Consider the following 18861-nt stretch of genomic DNA (forward strand, 5'->3'; position numbering starts at 1 on the left):
CCCGATAAATGTGGTTTTAAAATTAGCCAATAACAAAGTCAGTGCATTCGTTTTATTCAAACGTTAAAACAAGCGAAGAGCCGGAAACATTTTTTATGCAGTAACTTGCTGTACCAGCCAGTTCAAATTTATTCTTTTCCCCGTTTTTGGTTACCCTGCTAAGTTTATCGCTTGATATTACGTACAGGTTTTGAATTAACGCATTTGCAGGAATGTGAACTTCGTAATTTTTGTCGCCACTTTTTATTACCCTAATGTGCGTTTTTGTATTTGACGCCGGGTCGAGAAGGTCGAACGAACAACTACCTCCGGCAACAACATAAAGATCAACGTAGTTTTTTGTTTTCTGCCAGTTTTTACTGTTTCCCGCAATAATTTGGCCTTCGGCATGTATTGAGCCCGCTTTCATAAATACCGGAAATTCTTCCATGGATTTGGTAACTTCAATCGTTTGCCCGCCGGTGTATTTTTTGTGGGAGTAAAAGTCATACCAATTGCCTTCGGGTAAAATAACTTTGCGGCTATTTTGGGCAGAATACAAGGGGGCCACCAAAAAAGCTTCCCCAAAAATGTATTGATCCCAGGTATTTGTGAAACGTTTGTCTTCGGGATAAACCATGGCCATGGGTTTCATTAGCGGGCCTGTTTCAGCAGAATTATTCAGCATGGAATAGATGTATGGAATAAGTTTCATACGTTCAGTCAGGATTTGCGCGTAGCGTTTTTGAAATGCCTCATCGTATTGCCAGGGTGTACGCTCCCGGCCTCTGCCACCCGATCCGTCAAGTTTTATTTCGTAAAATCCTGTCCATAAACCAAACTGAAGCCAGCGTGTGTAAAGCTCCGGCGAAATATATCCTTCGCCAAGATAACCGCCCACATCGGTTCCCCAATCAGGAAATCCCATGAAGCTACAGCGCATGGCATTGGATATGTTCGATGCCAGTCCGTCCCAGTTTGCCCGTACATCACCACCCCAAACGGCTGTCAGGTAAGGCTGGCTCCGCTGATAAGCCGCACGCGCAAAATTTGCATTGTCGCGGCCCCAGGCCTGATTGAGCAGGCTATCGGTAACTCTTGCATACAAATAGGGATATTTATTTCGTTTTGAATAATCATCGGTTTTGTCAGCCCAATCTTCCGGAAGCGGAAAAGTTTCGTCCGCACGGTCTAATTTGTGTCCTTTTACCCCGTATTCATACTGATTGCTTTCTAACCTGCGGTGAAATTCGGCAACTGCGTCTTTATTTGTCAAATCGAAATAGCACATTTTTCCTGCCAGCAAGCCGGGGAAATCTGTATCTCCAAATGTGGCAGATGCGACCCAGGTCATCAACTCAACTCCGTATTTGTTATTTAGTTCGCTAATCCATTTTTCGGGATGAGAATAATGAGCGCTGAAATCCATTTTCGACCATCCATTGGCGCCATCGCTGTACGGACGGTCCACAAACATTGCTGTAATCGGGATGTGTAGCTCTGTAAATCGTTTGGCATCATCCAGAATTTGCTTGCTCCCCGTATTTTCATCTCTCCAAATTACCGGACCGCAAAACCAGTCGGGCACATATTTGGGTGTACCAATAATTGAATAGTAATCGTTGTAAATAGTTTTGTAATTGCCCGTAAAAATGTACCAGTTCAATTTTCCTGTGTTATGCGTGAGAACGGTTTTTCCTTCCTGAGCCAGACGGTATTGCCCGGAACTGAACGAGTCGAAAAAGGAGGCATATCCCAGTGAATTGAAAAAAAAGGCAGAATGAACTGAAGCGCAGTTTTCGTGGTAACGATACGATTCCGGCTGTATCTCCACATCCATAGTCGTATGACGCAGATTGGGCGATTTTTTATTGTCGGGATAAAGTGTTTCCTGCAAACCATAGTAATTTCCGCCTAGATCCTTTAAAACGATCTGAACCTCTCGTGCCCATTTCGGAGCTGCAAAAACATGGATAAAGTTCGTATCAATGTTCATCCAAAGTGTGTCCTGCTTTTGAACTGTTTCTTCCGTTCCTCTCGGGCTTATCCACGGATAGTAGGTAAGCAGTTCAATTTGTTGCTCTGTCTTACTTATCACCTTTACCGAATCAGCATTTCTGAAATCGAATTGAATATTTTCAACTTCAACGAGCTTTTTCCCGGAACGATAAAGTGAAAACCCCTTGTTGGAATTTGATAATTGTACCGAAATATCAGAAGCATAAATGCCTGTATGAAAAAGTAAAAACGGGATGATTATGAAATAGAACTTTGAAATGTTTTGCATGGTTCAGTATTATTTTAGCTCATTTGTTCCGGTTAATTATGTCTGAATATGAGGTATCTTCTAATCACACGACATGTATTTCCATAAGGAATTTAAAAACTTCAAATACATTAAATTTTAATGTAGATGCGTTTCTTATTCAGCCACCAACCTAATAACCAACATACCATTACATAAGCGAACGCGGTTACCAGGGCTCCAAACGGACCGGGGAAAATTTGCTGAAAGATCTGTTCACTTACCCACTCAAATGCATCCTGATGCGCATTAACCGGGATCATACGCAGCACGACATAAAATAGCTCCGAGAACAGGTAAATGAATAACGGGTTCTTACCAAAAATTGTAAAGTATTCAATACCAAATTTGATTTTCCTGATTTCGATAGCATAAACCAAAACAGCCATAATCGCCAGATCCCAGCCGATGGTGTAAAGCACAAATGAACTGGTCCATAATTTTTTAGCAAATGGGAAAACCAGGTTCCACCAAAAGGCAAGTGCAATCAGGCCGAAAGCAACCATCAGAAGTTTAGAAATACCTTCAAACGATTTCCCTTTCTTTTGAATGAAAACACCGGCGATATAACCACCAATTACATTTACAATAGCAGGCAGGGTACTCAATAAACCTTCAGGATCGAACGGAATGCTGTCCTTTTTATAAATATGCCCCAATCCCAGAACCGACATATCGAAGCGGGTAACGGCATTGGAAGCCATTTCGAGTTGGGCGCCGGGTTGCCCGAAAATGTAAAGGATAGCCCAATACGCCAGCAAAATAACGCCCGAAATAATTAAGGCCGTTTTTTCTGACAGGTAATAAAATATAATTGATGCAAAGAAATAGGCCAGTGCAATGCGCTGAAGGACGCCCATTATACGGGTTTGGTCAATGGGTTTCCACATAAAATGCCCATCGGCACCAAAAGTGAAAAACGGGAACCAGTACATGAGATAACCCAACAGGAAAATAATTACAGTTCGTTTTACAATTTTTGCCCATACCTGCGACGGCTCCATTTTTTGCATCTTCAGCATCGAAAAGCTCATGGCATTTCCAACCGCAAATAAAAAGGATGGGAACACCAAATCGGCAAGAGTAAAACCAAACCAATGGGCATGAACGAGGTATGGATACAAATGGGCTCCTGTTCCGGGAGTATTAACAATAATCATCAAAAAAATAGTGATTCCCCTGAAAACGTCAAGCGAGAGGAAACGTTGCGGTTTTTGTGTGATAGTATTTTCCATATTAATAGTTGTAATCTATTTTAGGTTGAATTTTTGTTAAAGGAATAATTTGAGCGCGGTACTTTTTGTATAACTCTTTCACAACCTGGGTTGCATTTCCCTGAGCTTCTGTTGGAAAGTCTTTGTGACTTTGTACCCAGTTCCATTCCCATTGTTTTATGTCGTCATCAAATTTCTTTTGGTCGAAATGTCCCCAGTTTTTAGTTACACTGTCGATAAATTGTATCCAGCGCGGTTTATAAAAATCGCTTAACAATCCGCTCCATTGTCGGTTGCTGTATTCGTGCAACGGGCTGTTGTCGTCTCCCCAGAGTGTAATCAGGTCGCGGGCATTCTTTTCGTACAGTGCTTTTTCTTCGGGAGTTTGTCCGCAGCTTCGGGCGTCGGCAAGCCAGGGGCCCAGCAAAAAGTCTTTGCGGGTGGCAAGCAGGCGATCCATATCATCGATCAAATCCAGAAACTGAATGCTGTATTTCCTGAAACTTTGTTTGTCGTTGTGTCTGTACGCAAGCGCCATTTGCTGTTGTACAGGCAAGGCAAAGTTCGCCAGAACCTGACGCGTGACATCTACCAAATCGTATCGAAATCCGTCGGAATTTTTGCATTCCGGAATTTGTTTCACGAATAAGTCCCAGGCAGGAAGTAGATCTTCCGGAGCATAATTCAGTTTGGTTCGTGCCCAGCGACGATAGCCTGCAAATGTAGGCCGCGCTACAATGATTGATTCGGCTCCGTCGCGTATTACTTTTCCGTTATAAACCGTTTTCACTAAAATATTCCAGGCATTCTCCAGTTCGGCGTTCGTCTCACCATAACGATTTCGGATATAGCTTTTCAGCCAGTATTGCAGGTCAATCGGTGTGTTTCGCCAGGTATTATCCATCATTAATTCATACAAAACCGGATTTTGCTCAATGCCTTCCATGGTTAAGCCAATCCCTTTCATTTGTCCCGAAGTTGTATCGTTTAGTGCTTCAGCAGGGTGCGTGGCTACATTTTCGATACGGCCAAACATGCTGATATTACCTCCGAAATTGTGCAACATGTTCCAAATCCATTGCTTGCCGTAAAATGCATGGGTGCGCTTCCATACCGGCTCAATTTCGGCAGCCAGGTCCAGAATGATCATCTTATTGTTGGGAACAGCTTCAAGCAATGCTTTTATTTGCGGAGCTTTCCAAAACTGGCGATGACTGTAAAACAACCAACCCTGCATCACCCAAACGGCGTCGGGATCGGCTTCTTTCATTCCTTCAAAAACTTTACTGCTTAATTCCGAAAGGTATTGAGGCTTGTCTGAAGGTGGTTCGTTTTCGTTAAACGTATCGGCAGAATATAAATGGTTGGTTCCGTATATTTTTTGTTGCGCTTCCAGGAATTCTTTCCCGATTTCAGCAAATAGCGGATCGTTGGCATTCAAAATGTAGGTATCGCCGAAACCGTTTCCCCAGTTGGTACGCTTTAGCTTTGCATGCGGAAAATGTTTTTTAAATGAAGCCGGAACATGGCCGGTAAATGCCGGAAGTACGGGTTTCATGCCCAGTTCGCGTTCGCGTTGCAGTATTTTCTTTTGCAAGTCGTGGTGACTTTCTTTCCAGCTCATGGGTAATGGTCCGTCCCAGCCATCGAGGTTGCCCATCCAGAACCAAGAAAAATAGGCCGGCCCACTAAAAAACGGATTCAAATCTTCATCGGTAAATCCATACGAACGATAAACTTCGTCCCAAACATAGGCTTCGCCGGTTATTGCCAACGGCATGTTGATTCCGTGCAAAGCCATCCAGTCGATCTCTTTTTCCCATCGAGCCCAGTTCCACCAGCTCATACTGTAATTGAACGTACAATAGTTCAAATAATACCGGTACTCGTAAGGCGTATCCTTATGGATAGTTCCTTCAACCTTCGGCAACTTAGCGGGCAAGTTTAGGTTGGTCCCGTTCCAGGTTACCTGGCAATGACAATAATTCTTCAGGTAATAATAAAGAGCAGAAGCGACAGAACCATCGTTATTGCCCCGCAAAACGATTTTATCGTTTTTTGATTGAATTTCAAACCAATCTTCTTCACCTTTTGACGCCTTCGTTTCAGCAATGAAATCGGAAGCATATTTCGGAATAACGCGCTTGATAAGTGCTTCTGCAGGCGACAAATCACGTTGTGTCGGAGTATCTTTTTTACATCCTGATGTTCCGCTAATAATTGCAAGAAACAGCAAAACACGTAACAGCCGTTTTTTTACAGGAAAAGATTTGTTAACCATAGTGTTTGCTTTAAATTTTGTTGTCATCCGGTTTCGATGGCGGAAGTTGGTTCTTTCCCCATGTTTCTGATGGTGTTCGTCCCATTTCAATAACCAAAGTGCCACCGGCTATAATATCGCTGTGTTCAATCCATGCTTTCTCGTAAGGTTTCCCGTTAAGTGTTACTGCTTTTATGTATTTGTTTTTATCCGACAGGTTTTTTGCTTTGATAGTAAAATCTTTCCCATCAGGTAGGTGCAGCGTTGTTTCTTTAAAATAAGGAGCGTTAATGAGGTAATACGATTGCCCGGCATTGGGATATAGGCCCATCATATGAAATGCCAGCCACGACGACATGGCACCGGAGTCATCATTCCCGGGAATTCCGTCTCTTCTGCTGTTGTAATTTGCATCGATAATCTGATGAATGCGTTCGTTGCTTAAGTCCGGTCTGCCAATCCAATGGTATAAATCGGGACTTAAAAAAGATGGTTCGTTGCCAACATTATAATACCCGTTGTCGAAAAACGTATTCAATCGTTTTAAGAAAGCCTCTTTTCCTCCCGATTTTTTGATGAGCGTAGCCACATCGTGCGGAATTGAAAGGGAATATTCCCATGAACTGGCTTCGTAAAAAATACCACACCACCAGCATACACAATTGGGCCAGTCTTGCGACAAAGGCGTATATTTCAAATAATTAATACGGCCATTATTAACACGACACTGAATACTATCCACCCACTTACCTTGCGCATCTTTCGGCATAATAAAGCCTCGCGAACCATTGTTCTCAATATCTCGCCACAGGTTTTGCCAGTTGTCCGACTGCTTAATGAAACGCCAGTATTCACCGTTTCGCTTGATTCCTTTCGCAACCATGGCTAAGCAGTAATCGTCGTAAGAGTATTCCACCGTGCGGTTTCCGGAGCGTACATAGTCAGTGGAAACATAGCCCAGGCGGTTGTAGTCGACCAAACCACCCCGGCCTTCTTTTTCCTCATTGCCACCCGGAGGATACATGGCATCTTTCAACATGGCATTGAGTGCCTCTTTGTAGTTGATGCCTTTCAGTCCTTTTACAAAAGCATCGGCAATCACAATTTCGGCATTAGAGCCGCCCTGCGTTCTTCCGTTGCAATTTCCACTTCGGGCGTCGGGCATGTAACCAACGTGTTTGTATATATCTATCAGCGCGTTAATAATAGCTACCTGGCGTTTCGGATCAAGCAAGGTTATCAGCGGGCTCGAAGACCGGTAAGTGTCCCAAATAGCGTAAAAGTCGTCGTAATACGGGCCATCGTTTTCCCAAAGAGGATTCTCTCCCGTGCGGTCAACCGGCATTAACATAGTATGGTACAATGCTGTATAAAGCATGGTTTTCTTTTCCGGCGAAGCATCTTTATCGACCTCTACACGTTGCAAAATCTTATCCCACTTTTGTTGCGTTTCGGTGAGTACTTTATCGAATTGCCAATCCGCAATTTCGTTATCAATGTTTTGTTTCGCTTTCAGGCTGCTGATAAATGAAATGCCAATTTTCATATTCAGCGATTTGTTTTTTAGATGATTGAAAAAGAGCATTGCCCCGGTTTTGCTTCCGTCGTCAACCTGCGTTGCCTGATTGGGAAAGAATTTCTGCTGTTTCCAGGTAGAAAAACTGCTGAATGGCTGGTCGAAAACAGCTGCAAAATAAACGGTATAGGCGCTGCCGTTGTTCCATCCGCCCCTGACTTTTGTGTAGCCCCGCACTTCGGTATCGGAAACTACTTCCACTTCGGAACCGACAAATTGCTGCGTTTCGCGGCCATTTTTTATGTCGGTTTCATCCAGGTATCTTCCCAAATCTATTTTTACGGCATTCTTCCCTTCCGAGCTGTATTTGAATTTGTAAAAGGCGGCTCTGTCGGACGTCGTAATTTCGGTTTTGATATTCCATTTTTTTAGCCGGACAGCGTAATAACCCAACTGAACTTTTTCATCGTCGCGAAACGATTCCTGCTTAACCGATTCGAAATTACCGGAAATGGGCATTACCGAAACATTGCCGTATTTGGCTCCTCCGCCCGTGCCACTTACATGCACCTGGCTGAATCCGTAAATGGCTTTGGTTGTATCGGCTGAATAACCACTGTTGGCATGTACATCGTTGTCGGGCCCGGGCTTAATCATTCCAAAAGGACACGAAGGTCCAATGAACACATTTCCCGGCCCTTCAGAGCCAATCAGAGGATTTACAAATTGATGGTTTTGGCTTCTTGCCTCCAATTGTAAAAGCGCGATAAAGCAAATTAAAAGAATGTATTTTATATTTTTCATAACCTTGTTTCACACAGTTATAAAGTCAATTATGTACAAGTTCCGTTGGCGGCCTGCTATTAGCCATTTCCAGTTTTAATATCCCTCCGTTTACAATATCCTCATGTGTTATTGCATACAATTTTACAGGCGCATTATTTAACTGAATCGTCCTCACAAATACATTGTCAGGGGTATTGTTGTTGCATTCGATCTCAAAGGTTTTTCCCGGATAATATTCCGGATTCAGATGAATGATGACTTTGTCGAAAATGGGGCTTCCAATCTGGTATGCCGGGTTTTCTTCTGTTCCGCCGTTCATTTGAAACAATCCAATTTTCATTAACACAGCCAGACTTCCCATTAGTCCCTGATCCTCGTCGCCATTGTATCCAACATTTTCTGATAAACCGGAAAAAAACTCTTTTTACAACCTGCCGCGACCAGAACTGGGTTAAATCGGGGCGGTTCAATTCATCAAAAATAAAAGCCGTTTGCATAGAAGGCTGATTGCCGTAATTTATCGGAATATGGCTGTATTCCGGATGAAGTTCTGCCGCATGGGAAGTTCCTGAAGTAAATCCGAGCTTTTGGGCTTCCATAAATTGGGTATTCAGTTTTCTTACCGCAATTGAATCGCCGCCCATTAAACGGGCTAATTCTTTCAGATGGTGAGGTATAAACCAGGTTGACTGGGCTGAGTTGGATTCTACGAAGCTATTTTCGTACTGGTAAGGATCAAAGTCTTCTTTCCACGTTCCATTTACATCTTTCGGAACGATCCATCCTAACAATGGATTGAAGATATTTTTGAAATTGAAGGAGCGTTTCAGAAAATAGTTATAATCGTCGTCTTTATGAAGTTTTTTTGCCAGTTGCGCCAAAGTCCAGTCCTGATACGCATATTCCAGAGTCTGTCCGGCCCCGTCTTCATGAGCACCAAAATTTTCTTTATAGGGAAGCGGGTAAGGCACATAGCCTTTTTCAATGTAAAAACTCAGTCCTCCGCCCTTATCCGTTTTATGTTCGTAACCGGATTTGCCCATGATTCCTCCCGGCAGATGATTCTTCTTTAGTGCCTGATAAATAAATTCTAAACTGTCTTTTACAATTCCTTTTTGGATGGCACTTACAATGAATGGTGTTGCCGGAGCTCCCGTCATAACAAACGTATAATTGCCACCGGAAGGTCCCCGTGGAACCAGTCCCCCATCTTTATAATATTGCATGAGCGAATGAACGAAGTCTTCCATGATTTCAGGATAAACAAGTCCCCAGAGCGTGTTAAGTGTCCATTGCGCACCCCAAAAGGCATCGGAATTGTACATGTTAAATTGGGGGTGCCCGTTCTTGTCCGGTGGTATTTGCCCAATGCGGAATTGTTTCTGCGTATTATCCGGATAGGCCCCGTTTACATCACTTATTATTCTTCGTCCTTGCAAAGCATGCCAAAGGTCCGTGTAAAATCTCCTTTGATCGGTTGCTGTTCCTCCTTCAATCTGAATTCTTCCCAACATTTTGTTCCATACCTGTTGAGATTGTTTCACAATTTCAGAAAAATCCCAGCCCGGCAGTTCTGTTTGTAAATTAAGCGATGCATTTTCGGCAGAGGTATATGAAATACCTACTTTCATGAGTACATTTTGTACTGAAGGTTTCAACAGAACCAGGTAATTGTGTGTTGCACTATCTTGTTCAATTCGAGTGATCGGGCTGTCCAGTTTAATTTTAAAATACAGGGTAAGGGGCTTTATACGTCGGTGTGTCGGAGCCATTACCAGGCTGCCGGAAAGTTCCTTGTTGTTATCTTTTTTTAGATATCCGGCAGTGTTCTTACATGGGCCTAAAAGGGTATTCAGGTTGAATAAAATCGCTTTTTGAATATCTTTTTCAGGAAAGGTATATTTATGAAAACCAACTCGATTGGTACTGGTTAACCCGGCTTTGATGTTATATCGGTTTAACACAACAGAATGATATCCCGGAGTAACGATCTCAGTTTTATGAGAAAAAGGAGAGTAAAAATCTGAAAATATTTTTGTGTTTTCTGTTTTATCTAATGTTACGGGCATGACTGATAAACCAGACATCTGCCAGGCATGTATGTGGCTGAATCCTTTAATGGTATCGGTTTGATACCGGTATCCACTGTTCCATGCTCCATTAATTTCAGTGTCGGGGCTCAGATTCACCATGCCAAACGGACGGCAGGCTGATGAGAAGAAGAACCACCTCGAATTTCTAGTGTCGAGTAGCGGATATACTTTATCAACAAATTCGTTAGAAGCAGTTTCCGGTATTTTTTCATTGCATGCCAATGCAAATAAACTTAAGAACAGAAGTTTGCTTCGTATTAAAAAGTTTGTTTTACTGAAATACATGCTGGCTTTATTAGACAGGAAGACTACAAGTCTCGCAATAGCGAATTAAAAGAGAATACAGGCAAGTGAAAAATACTTCGCCTATATTCTCATAACACTTAATGCTTATTGTTATTCGAGATATTATTCATAACCCGGATTTTGGGTAATAGAACCACCGCTATTATCAATTTCGGTCTGAGGTATCGGCCTGAGCAAATCGTGTTCGTCGATTGCATGGTTAAAAGCAACGTGTGGATTATGTGCCAAAGCACGTTCTATCAGTTTGCCGGTTCTTTTCAGGTCCATCCACCGGTTTACTTCTCCGGTTAATTCACGAGCTCTTTCATCCAGGATAAAGTCAAGATTAACATCATCAGGAGAAACAGGAGTTGTTAAACCGGCCCTTGCCCGCAGTGTGGTAAGATAACCAGCTGCAGTTGCCTTGTCGTTCATACCAAGGTAAGCTTCCGCAGCAATCAGATAAGCTTCACCACTTCTCATGATAACCATGTCCCTTTCTCCGTTGGAAGGTTGGTCAGGTTGTGTAAACGCTACATCCGGGTCGTCGAATTTTCTAAATATCGGATAGTGTACATTGGTAATTCCGTCACTTGTGAAGTATTCATCCGGATTGATAACCTTATAAGGTACCGCGGCTCTTTGGGCATCACTCCAGGCTACTTTGGGGAAATACATTGCAGTGTCTCCGACTTGAATGTTAACCGTTTCTCCGTTTAATGTAGTTGTTGCTTCTTTAGTAGCATACAGCACCCTGGAAAAGGTCGCTGCAGCACGTTGGTCGGCGTCGTCAAACAGGGAATAATAAAATGGAGTGGGCATCGGGCCAAGGCCTTGCACGGTTCTTGACAGGCCGGGATAATCGTAAAACCTGAATTTATACATCATGTGCTTTGAGTTACCCCAACCTCTGCTTACCGAGTTGGTACCGAACAGGTACGCAAATACCACTTCCGAATTACGTTGATTATTAATGCTAACCAAACTTGAAAAAGAAGGGACCAGCGGGTGATTGGCGATCACTATTTTGGCTAACTTGGCCGCATTTGAAAAATCGTCACTTGCAGCGTATGATTTGTAAGCTCTTGTTAAATATACTTTTGACAGAAGATGTCTTACTGCATCTTTTGAAACCCTTCCGTATTGAGCAGGATCTTCCGGTACTGCCGATAATGCATCGGTAAGGTCGCTGATTATTTGTGCGTAGACTTGTTCTTCGGTAGCCCTGACATATTTTTTTTGGGCACTTGTAACCTGGTTAACCACTAACGGAACACCTCCGTAATTGACCACTAAATTAAAATAGGACATAGCTCTGAAAAACTTAGCGTCTCCAATGCCAACTGTTTTTGTGCTATCGTCAATCCCTTCAATTACGTCGGCATTATCAATTGCCGTATTGGCCGCTGCGATTATTGCATATTGGTCAGTCCAGTAAACGCTAACTGTCCAGTTCGTAGAGTTAAGGTTGACATAATCGTTTAAATCACTGGTTCCTAAAATTAGCGATCCGCGTGTTACGACGTCCGTACCCAGATCCTCCAGGCTATAATACATGTCGGAAGTATAGTAAGTAGTATATTCACGTGATAATTCATACACACGCGCTACCAACTGATCAAATGTCTCCGGATTGGATGCTGCAGTTTCCAGTGATAGCGAGGTGTAATTCTTCTCATTAAGGAAACTGGTACAGCTGGCTGTGAAAAAACTCAAAGCCAGTAGTAACAATAGTATTTTATAATTTGTATGTTTCATTTTTAGAATCGTTTAGTGTTTAGAAACTTAAGTTGATACCTGCCATATATGTGCGGGACATAAATGCTTCACCCCATGAATTTCTACCGGCATTCTCCGGATCCCATCCCCCGTAGTTCGTGAAGATAAATGGATTTTGAACGGTTGTATAAACTCTTAAGCCAGCAATGTGGGCACGTTTCAAAATGTCGTCAGGAATTTTATAGCCTAAAGTTATGTAACCGATTTTTGTATAAGAAATGTCTTTGTATTTAGATACCCAGGAATAAGGCCCGCCATTTCCTGGTTGATACCAGTCGTTCGTCGGGTTATTTGGAGTCCAGTAGTTTACTTTTGCAGCATTAAACAATCTTGACGGATTTTCATCGTAAGGGAATACCGTGTTTGAGTAGAACGTACTCGAGATTTTATTTCCCTGGCTGGTAATTACCGAAAAGGAGAAATCAAAATTTTTGTAATTCATGGAACTGGTCATACCTCCGGTCCATTTTGGAGTTACCTGACCAATTACTTTACGGTCTTTCCCGGGAGTAATATGCCCGTCGCCATTCAGGTCTTTTACCCTTACCTGTCCGGGTTTTTGTCCATACTTGGCAGCCTCTGCAGCCTGATTTGATTGCCAAATTCCGTCGTACACATAATCGTAAATTGAACCAATAGGTTCGCCTACTTTGTTAATCAGGTTAGTTCCTTGAACATTAAACTGAATTTCATCAAGGTTACCGTATAATTTGTCGATTTTGTTTTTGTTACTGGCAAAGTTGAAGTTGGTTGTCCATTTAAAATTACCATTATCAACATTCACAGTGTTTAATGATATTTCTACACCATTGTTACTTGATTCTCCAACATTATTATACGTTCCACTGAATCCCGTAACCGAAGGCAGCGGCGTGAAAAAGATAATTCCGGTAGTTTTTCGGTGGTAAACATCAATTGAACCGAAGACGCGGTTATTGAGAAAACCGTAGTCAAAACCAACGTTTTCTTCCGTTGTTTTTTCCCATGTCAGGTCTTTATTGGCCAATCCAGTAACATAGGCAGTAGAAACTGATGTGCCTCCCAGGTTGGTTGCACTGCTGCCAAGTAACGATTGAGAACCCAGAGGAGCCAATCCGCCCCCTTCTCCGTTGTTACCTGTTTGTCCAATACTTAACCTGAATTTGGCACTGGATAACACTTTTTGATTTTTCATGAAACCTTCATCAAGCAACTTCCAGGCAAAAGAAGCAGAAGGGAAAAATGCCCACTTGTTATTATCCGCAAGAATAGAAGACCCATCGTAACGACCGGTGAAGGTGAACAAATACTTGTCGTTTAAAGCATAATTTATCCTGCCGGTATATGATTCCAGCGTTTGTTCGCTGTAACCACTTGAAACATCACGAATGCTAAGGCCGGCTCCCAGATTATGAAACAGGTAATTGTCAGTTGTGAAATTCCTTACTTGAGTATAATAACTTTCATTATTTTCCATGTACCTTGACATTACAGCTGTAATATTGAAATCATGGATGCCTTTTTTGAATTTGTAATTAATGATGTTATCCCAGGTGTAGGAGAGGTAATTGAAATTGTTTACCTGGGCTCTTCTGTTGGAAGGATTTCCACTTACGCTTTTTGAGTGGAGTCCGCGATATTCACCATAACGGGTGAATTTAATATTCGGCGAAAACTTAGACGTAAGAGTCAGGTTCTTTACCGGGGTCAATTTTATGGCAATATTACCTAACCATTGTAAGTATTTGGTTTGTTTGGTAATATTAGATGGTTCAAAAAGTGGATTTGTCACTTGTGTTTCTTTCGAAAGTGGGTAAAAACGCAAAGAGCCATCAGCGTTGTAGGGACGACCAATTGGTTTCAAACGGTATGCACTTCTGAAAGCCTCCCAGCTACCAGTATTCTGAATAGCATAAGTCATATAACTTCCAATACTCAGGTTTAACCAGCTAAGTATATCAGAAGAGAGGTCGGCCTTAACATTGTAACGGGTAAAGTTCTCGCCCCTAACCGTTCCGTTATCTTTTGTATAACCCATACTGGCTGAATAAACGGTTTTGTCATTTCCGCCACTTAAGTTGAGCGTGTGGTTGGTTTGATATCCGTTAACACGAATGAGTTTTACCCAATCGGTATTAACGCCATCGGCAATATTTTGTAACTCTTCCGGATCCAGGTAATCCGATAATACCACATCAGCGGTAGTGAAGTTGTAATCTCCGGAAGCATAGTGATTACCCACAACATCATCCTTTAGATATTGCACATATTCATCAGTATTTAACATTTTGGGCAGGTGGTATGCCTGTTTGAAACCGAAATAATTATTGTAGCTAACTCTTAATTTACCTTTTCTACCTTGTTTTGTTTGAATTAAAACTACCCCGCTACTACCTCTCGAACCATAGATTGCTGTGGCCGAAGCATCTTTCAGAATATCCATTCTCTCAATATCCGACGGGTTTAAGAATGAAATGTCATCTACAGCGATTCCGTCAACAATAAATAACGGGTTTTGTCCAGGGTTATAACCTCCCTGGCTCGCTGTTTCGTTCGTGTTGATGGTGCTGGCACCACGAATACGAATGTTAAACCCACCTGAACCCGGTTTGTTGTCAGTACGTTGAATGACAACTCCGGCAGATTGGCCTTCCAATGCAGAAATAGCATCTACTTTATTTGCCTTTTCCAATCGTTGGTGATCCACTGAGTTCACTGCTCCCGTTAAGTTGCCCTTTTTAACAGAGCCATACCCAATGGCAACGACTTCGTCAAGATTAACAATTGATGGTACCAAATGAACGGCATAAGTTGTCTGATTGGTAATTGGTACCTGCTGAGTTTTATAACCTACAAATGAAAAATCCAGTAATTTTGATTTTCCCGTGAGCGTCAGGTTAAATTTTCCATCACTGTTGGTCACGGTTCCGTTAGTTGTCCCTTTTTCTACAACCGTAACTCCCGGAATGGTATTGTTGTGCTCGTCATACACAACACCGGAAATTTGTTGCGCTTGCGCAAAGGTGTTAAGTGAAATGCCAAAGAAGATGGCTAACACCAATAATTTTAGTTTAGTTTTTTTCATAGAAAATGAATTTTAAGTTCAATCCAGGCTGAAGGTAGGTTCCTTTAAATATCTACATATGGACAAATTGTTCAAAAACATAGACAAATCGGGATTTGCGTTTTCATTCAATCCCTGAAGCCCGAAAGAGAATTGACAATCAATCAAATACACAATTCCCTTCTTGTATGTATTTTGATTCGTCATCGCTTTTTTTTGAAAAATGATTGAAAAAGTCCATGAATTAACAGAGGTTCCCAACTCCCAATGAAGCCGGCAATACAATTGATTTTAAAGAAACCGTCATGCTCAAAAAGATACTCCGCATTGTATGTTTTATTGTTCCCGTCAGAACCACTTGTTAGTGAAATTTGGGTATAACAAGAGCTGAGCAGGATGGCTATCGCAATCAATCCCCGCCTTCAAGTGCTTTTTTTCATCGCAACTGTTTTTGTTAGGACCACAACTTAGCTTCAAGTTGCTATCTAACAGGTAATTTACACACCCAAAGGAGCTTCTATTGTAAGCCGATATAAAAGCTCTAACCACTCCTCGGGCAATCCTAACCGAACAGAGGAACGACACTCGCCATCTTTCCCACTTCTTCATTCAGATTAAAAAGTTTATTAGCACCTATACAAATTACGAGCTGCAACAGGAAGTTTATCTTGATACTCCTTCCTTGCTGTCCGGTTTTACCGCTAGGTATATTTTCTTTTAGAGTATCCCGATTTCTCTTGGAGCATTTCGTCTCTTTTAAGTGTTGTTTGCAGTCACGTACTTTTCCTGCGGCGTTCCATTCGCATGAACTACCAGAAATAAATCTGTAATAAAAAGATAAAGTTATTCTTATCAGGAAGCCGGTTTATGTTTTGTAAATAGAAAACAAAAACGAGATGAAAAAGAATAGTATCATCACGCTTCTTTTCCTTGCTTTAACAGTTTTCGTGCAAAAAGCCGACGCCCAAAAACTCATGTTCAAAGGCGGACATTCGCACAATGACTACCACCAACCTCATCCTCTGGCGGATGCGCTAAAAGGCAGAATGGTCAGTGTTGAAGCCGATATTTTTCTGGGAAAAGGAAAAATACTGGTAGGACATTCAACATCAGAATTAACAAATACCCGAACGCTCGTGAATCTCTACCTGCATCGGTTGTGGGAAAGAGTGCAAAAAGCACCCGGAAAATTTTCACCCATCATTTTACTGGTTGATATCAAAACGAGCGCTGAACCGACCTATGCACAACTAAAGAAAGTGTTGGAACCTTATCACTCAATGCTCACTCATTTTCGGAATGGAAAGATTCAAAAAAAAGCTATCACTATTATTTTGTCAGGGAACCGGCCCGTTGAGCAACTAAAAAAGGAGTCCGATCGGTATGTTTTTATCGACGGGCGTATTCCGGATATTTCGCATCGTGAGCCATCCTCTCTTTTCCCTCTTATCAGCGATAACTGGAACCGCTATTTCTCCTGGAGAGGCAAAGGGGCCATCAGCGCCAACGAATATAATAAGCTGCGCGAACTCGTAGACTCCTGTCATCAACAGGGAAAAATGATTCGATTCTGGGGGATGCCTGCCGATCCCGCTCAATCTGTTCCCTACTGGAATCTATTCCGTAAGGTGGGTGTCGATTTGATTGGTTGCGACTGTCCCTCCTGCTATAAAGAATACCTGGAGAAAAGTCGTTTGAAAAGTAATTAAAACCTCAGGGGCACTCAAAATTATACAGAATAGCAAACAAAAGCGGCTGTTCCTGTAAAGAGGACAGCCGCTTTCTCTATGCGAAATTAGCGTGCTTAGTTATATCCCTTATTCTGAGAGAATATATCGCCACTTACGTCAATAACATCCTGGGGAATAGGGTACGCCCGACGATACGGTTGTGTTGCTTCTTTTCCGGTGTATGCTTTATCAAAGGTCCCGAACCGAATCATTTCCGGACGCCTTTTCATTTCCCAATAGTTCTCATAGGAAATCTCGTTGTAAAGTCCTTGTTCCGTCAAATCGCTCAATGAGATAGCCTTTCCGGCGATATCACCTCCTTCGTCAGCCGGCTGGGTTCTCACTCTGCCGGTTCGAAGTATATTGATATCAGCCAGTGCTTTTGTCGGTTGGCCACTTCGGAAATATGCTTCGGCCCGAAGTGTATACATGTACCCCAGCCGGAAGATAGGAATGTCAAATCGAGCCGAGCCTTTGTTATTATCAATCGGGTCAAACTCAAATTTGAAAACCCGTACACCTTGCTGAACTTTGTTCTGCGGAAGAATGGTTCCCGAAGCAAAGTCGAGATTGGGAGAGAATACCAGCATACTATCATTCTTATCGGTTTCCAGCGCCGTCACGTTGATGTAATTCTCCCCACCAATGGTTTCGCGAACAAATTTATTGTTTGCATCATATGTCGGGCCATATTGTTGCCCAACCATGAACCCCTGGTTAAAATGAAACCACGGTAAACCGTCCGTTCCCGGCACAGCGTCCAGTGTGCTTTCTTTGATATCCTGCGCTTTATCGTTGTAAAACCATGTTCCGTCGGTGTATTGATATTTCTGCTTAAAGCGGGGATCATCATGGTTATTGTTCCAGGTGGCGTAATAGTCAGGAGTGGTGCAACTACCGTTGGTTCCCCTCATACCGTCTTCCGAAGCGTGTTGTGCGCGGGCCATGGGCATGTATACAAAATCGTTCTGCCCGGTAACCGAACCATCGTCTACATTTTGCGGCGCCACAAAAATGAGCTCAGAGCCGTTTGTATTGTCAATGGCAAAATTGTCGAAATAGTGCTTTTCCAGGGAGAATTTCCCGGAGCTAATCAATTTTGAGGTATACTCAATCACCATGTCCATATCCGTCTTGCCACTATTCTTCACCGATGCTTCTGTGAAATTGAAATTTGACGAGGTATTGTAACGATCCAGAAACACGGCCCGGTTCATATACATTTCTGCGAGAAAAGCATAGGCAGCCTCTTTGGTAAAGCGTCCGTCATACGAAGAATTTTCCCCCAAAGAAGCCAAGTCCGGAACAATTTTTTCTACACCGGTAATCAATGTATCGATGAAGGCTCCCTGAACAGCCCTCACGTTGTCATCATTTGCCATGGGATCTTTATATGGTGCCTGTCCATATAAATCCAGTGTATAATAAGTATATAAATACCAGAGTGCTTTTGCTTCTGCCAGATACATAGCCTTGTTGGACGCATCTGTGCTTTGAGAAATCGTCTGAATAGCTGTTATGGAACGGGTTATTCCGTTTGTTAACGAATTCCAGTTGTCATTTACCAGCGGATTATCAGCTCCCCAGGTGAACTCCTGAATACCCCGGTAGCGACCACCGTCACCCCAATCGCTGCCGCGGGTTGGAAGCATAGCTTCATCGGTACTGTATTCCTGCATTCCCCACAAGTGAGCGTGGTCGACAAACACATCCGAAATCATTCGGTTATAGGCGGCAGCCAGGCTGGCATCCGGTGTTGCATTACCGGTATTGAGTTCTTCGTCCAGTAACACTTCATCAAGATTGGTGCAACTGGCCAGAACAAGTACGAATATGACAGGCAGGAATGCCAGAAATCTCTTTATTTTCAT

Annotated in this window: 9 protein-coding genes and 1 pseudogene; 1 reads left to right on the top strand and 9 read right to left on the bottom strand. The window is 42.6% G+C overall.

What is annotated here, in order from left to right; translation table 11 throughout:
* Positions 1 to 52 precede the first annotated feature (52 nt).
* The 8 genes and pseudogenes from GJU87_RS09955 to GJU87_RS09985 form a co-directional block, all read right to left on the bottom strand.
* A complete protein-coding gene (locus GJU87_RS09955) occupies positions 53 to 2266 on the bottom strand; it encodes a TIM-barrel domain-containing protein (RefSeq protein WP_153639385.1) in 2214 nt (737 codons plus the stop codon).
* 110 nt (positions 2267 to 2376) lie between these two features.
* Positions 2377 to 3519 (bottom strand): acyltransferase family protein, encoded by a 1143-nt coding sequence (locus tag GJU87_RS09960; RefSeq protein ID WP_153639386.1) that lies wholly within the window; start codon positions 3517 to 3519, stop codon positions 2377 to 2379.
* Between the two features lies 1 nt (position 3520).
* A complete protein-coding gene (locus GJU87_RS09965; protein ID WP_153639387.1) occupies positions 3521 to 5779 on the bottom strand; it encodes an alpha-N-acetylglucosaminidase in 2259 nt (752 codons plus the stop codon).
* A 10-nt stretch (positions 5780 to 5789) separates the two neighbouring features.
* A complete protein-coding gene (locus tag GJU87_RS09970; RefSeq protein ID WP_153639388.1) occupies positions 5790 to 8078 on the bottom strand; it encodes a GH92 family glycosyl hydrolase in 2289 nt (762 codons plus the stop codon).
* 25 nt (positions 8079 to 8103) lie between these two features.
* Positions 8104 to 8421 (bottom strand): glycoside hydrolase domain-containing protein, encoded by a 318-nt coding sequence (locus tag GJU87_RS21575; protein ID WP_308788940.1) that lies wholly within the window; start codon positions 8419 to 8421, stop codon positions 8104 to 8106.
* 112 nt (positions 8422 to 8533) lie between these two features.
* A pseudogene (locus GJU87_RS09975) lies at positions 8534 to 10438 on the bottom strand (GH92 family glycosyl hydrolase); the annotation flags it as partial.
* Positions 10439 to 10561: 123 nt separating this feature from the next.
* On the bottom strand, positions 10562 to 12196 hold the full coding sequence (locus GJU87_RS09980; RefSeq protein WP_153639389.1) for a RagB/SusD family nutrient uptake outer membrane protein: 1635 nt from the start codon (positions 12194 to 12196) through the stop codon (positions 10562 to 10564).
* A 19-nt stretch (positions 12197 to 12215) separates the two neighbouring features.
* Entirely contained in the window at positions 12216 to 15281 is a 3066-nt protein-coding gene (locus GJU87_RS09985; RefSeq protein WP_153639390.1) for a TonB-dependent receptor, read from the bottom strand.
* 875 nt (positions 15282 to 16156) lie between these two features.
* Between GJU87_RS09985 and GJU87_RS09990 the strand changes: the two genes are divergently transcribed.
* Positions 16157 to 16969, top strand: a complete 813-nt coding sequence (locus GJU87_RS09990) for a phosphatidylinositol-specific phospholipase C/glycerophosphodiester phosphodiesterase family protein (RefSeq protein ID WP_153639391.1) — start codon at positions 16157 to 16159, stop codon at positions 16967 to 16969.
* A gap of 95 nt (positions 16970 to 17064) precedes the next feature.
* Here GJU87_RS09990 and GJU87_RS09995 read toward each other — a convergent pair whose 3' ends face one another.
* Positions 17065 to 18861: a RagB/SusD family nutrient uptake outer membrane protein gene (locus GJU87_RS09995; protein WP_153639392.1), complete on the bottom strand. Its 1797-nt coding sequence runs from the start codon at positions 18859 to 18861 to the stop codon at positions 17065 to 17067.

Source organism: Prolixibacter sp. NT017 (assembly GCF_009617875.1).
In the GTDB taxonomy this organism is placed as follows: Bacteria; Bacteroidota; Bacteroidia; order Bacteroidales; family Prolixibacteraceae; genus Prolixibacter.

Excerpts from the sequence above, each read along its gene's own strand:
- GJU87_RS09955 (WP_153639385.1), bottom strand. The coding sequence starts at position 2,266 with ATGCAAAACATTTCAAAGTTCTATTTCATAATCATCCCGTTTTTACTT.
- GJU87_RS09995 (WP_153639392.1), bottom strand. The coding sequence starts at position 18,861 with ATGAAAATAAAGAGATTTCTGGCATTCCTGCCTGTCATATTCGTACTT.
- GJU87_RS09960 (WP_153639386.1), bottom strand. The coding sequence starts at position 3,519 with ATGGAAAATACTATCACACAAAAACCGCAACGTTTCCTCTCGCTTGAC.
- GJU87_RS09990 (WP_153639391.1), top strand. The coding sequence starts at position 16,157 with ATGAAAAAGAATAGTATCATCACGCTTCTTTTCCTTGCTTTAACAGTT.
- GJU87_RS09985 (WP_153639390.1), bottom strand. The coding sequence starts at position 15,281 with ATGAAAAAAACTAAACTAAAATTATTGGTGTTAGCCATCTTCTTTGGC.
- GJU87_RS21575 (WP_308788940.1), bottom strand. The coding sequence starts at position 8,421 with ATGGGAAGTCTGGCTGTGTTAATGAAAATTGGATTGTTTCAAATGAAC.
- GJU87_RS09965 (WP_153639387.1), bottom strand. The coding sequence starts at position 5,779 with ATGGTTAACAAATCTTTTCCTGTAAAAAAACGGCTGTTACGTGTTTTG.
- GJU87_RS09980 (WP_153639389.1), bottom strand. The coding sequence starts at position 12,196 with ATGAAACATACAAATTATAAAATACTATTGTTACTACTGGCTTTGAGT.
- GJU87_RS09970 (WP_153639388.1), bottom strand. The coding sequence starts at position 8,078 with ATGAAAAATATAAAATACATTCTTTTAATTTGCTTTATCGCGCTTTTA.